The 1,470-nt window shown below is 58.8% G+C and carries 1 protein-coding gene; it reads right to left on the minus strand.

The features are described 5' to 3' along the window. Positions 1 to 68 precede the first annotated feature (68 nt). Positions 69 to 1,430, minus strand: a complete 1,362-nt coding sequence (locus MB818_RS21840; protein ID WP_209505932.1) for an IS1182 family transposase — start codon at positions 1,428 to 1,430, stop codon at positions 69 to 71. Positions 1,431 to 1,470: the final 40 nt, after the last annotated feature.

Here is a 1,470-nt window from a genome sequence, read left to right on the forward strand (position 1 = left end):
GATGCTGTTGAAAAAGTCGATGTGTAAGCGCGGCGAAAATAGCGGCTGAAGTCTTCCTGCTCGGCTCTTCACGCCGAGATTGGTCTGAGCTTTGCAAGTTTGCGGAGGTTCTGGACTGTTGCTGCGAGGTGGAACTCATCCTTGGCGCCGTTTGGTCCTCTAAGGCGGAGGCGGTCGAGGCCGATGATGCGTTTGAGGTGGGCGAAGAGCATCTCTACCTTCTTTCTGGCGTAGCTGGAGACGACATAGGCATCGGTCTTCGCGATATCCCGTGCTTTTTGGCGGGCGTCTTCATGCCTGGATCGGGCGATTTTCCGGGTCGCCTGGTTGGGCGTGCATCGGGGCTTCAGCGGACACGCCGCGCATTCCTGTTTCCGGGCGTAGTATTTCTTGAAGCCATCCTTGCCGAACGCCGGGCGCCCCTTTGAGATGTTCCGCCAGTACGGCTTCAGCTCCTTCCCGCCGGGACATTTGTAAGCATCGGTGTCCGGATCGTAGGTGAAGTCGGTGGCAGGAAACGCGCCGTCCTTGCGCTCGGACTTGTCGAAGACCGGGATGTGGGGTTCGATACCTTGCTCTTTCACAAGCCAGCCAAGCATCTCCGCCGCACCATAGGCCGTGTCTGCGGCCAGCAGCCATGGGTGCAGGTCGAAACGGTCTTGGGTTCTCACCAGCATGTCTCGCACGGCACCCACTTCCGCCTGACGTATCGGCGCAGTCGCTTCGACATCGACGATGATCGCATGGTCCAGATCGACCAGGTAGTTGGTGCTGTAGGCAAAGAAGGGCCTGTCGCCATTGGCTCCAGTCAACCGCGCGGCCGGGTCGGCGGGCGAGATCGCCTTCGGCTTTACCGGTGTCGCAGCGCCGAAGGCCGCATCATCGAGCGTATCAAGGTATTCCTGCGTCGCCCGGTTTGCAGCGTCTGCTGCAGACCATTCTGAGAAGTCCACCTTCGTATAGCGGCTGGCATCAGCCTTGATGAGCGAAGCATCTGCTCCAAAGCTCTCGCCGCCGACCAGTCCCTCGGCAATGCAGCGCGCCAGCACCTGCTCGAACAGATGCCGGAAGAGGTTGCTGTCCCGGAAACGTCCATGTCGGTTCTTGGAAAAGGTGGAATGATCGGGCACCGGATCGGCCAGATCGAGGCGACAGAACCAGCGATACGCCAGATTCAGATGCACCTCTTCACACAGCCGCCGCTCTGACCGGATACCGAAGGCATAGCCCACAATCAGCATTCGGATCATCAGCTCGGGATCAACCGAGGGCCTGCCTGTTGAACTGTAGAACGGCGCGAGATGTCGGCGCATGTCAACAAGGTCTACAAACCGGTCGATCGCGCGCAAAAGATGATCCGTCGGAACGTGATCCTCAATACTGAACTCGTAGAACAGCGCACCCTGCGCAACTTGCCTCGGTCCCATCATCAGCAACTCTCCTGCAAATCAAGAGAATTGAATCAGCAGC

Origin of the sequence: Ruegeria alba, from assembly GCF_022321465.1 — a bacterium.
GTDB classification, from domain to species: Bacteria; Pseudomonadota; Alphaproteobacteria; order Rhodobacterales; family Rhodobacteraceae; genus Ruegeria_B; species Ruegeria_B alba.

Bases quoted from the DNA above. Each gene is read 5' to 3' on its own strand.
- MB818_RS21840 (WP_209505932.1), bottom strand. From the start codon at position 1,430: ATGATGGGACCGAGGCAAGTTGCGCAGGGTGCGCTGTTCTACGAGTTC.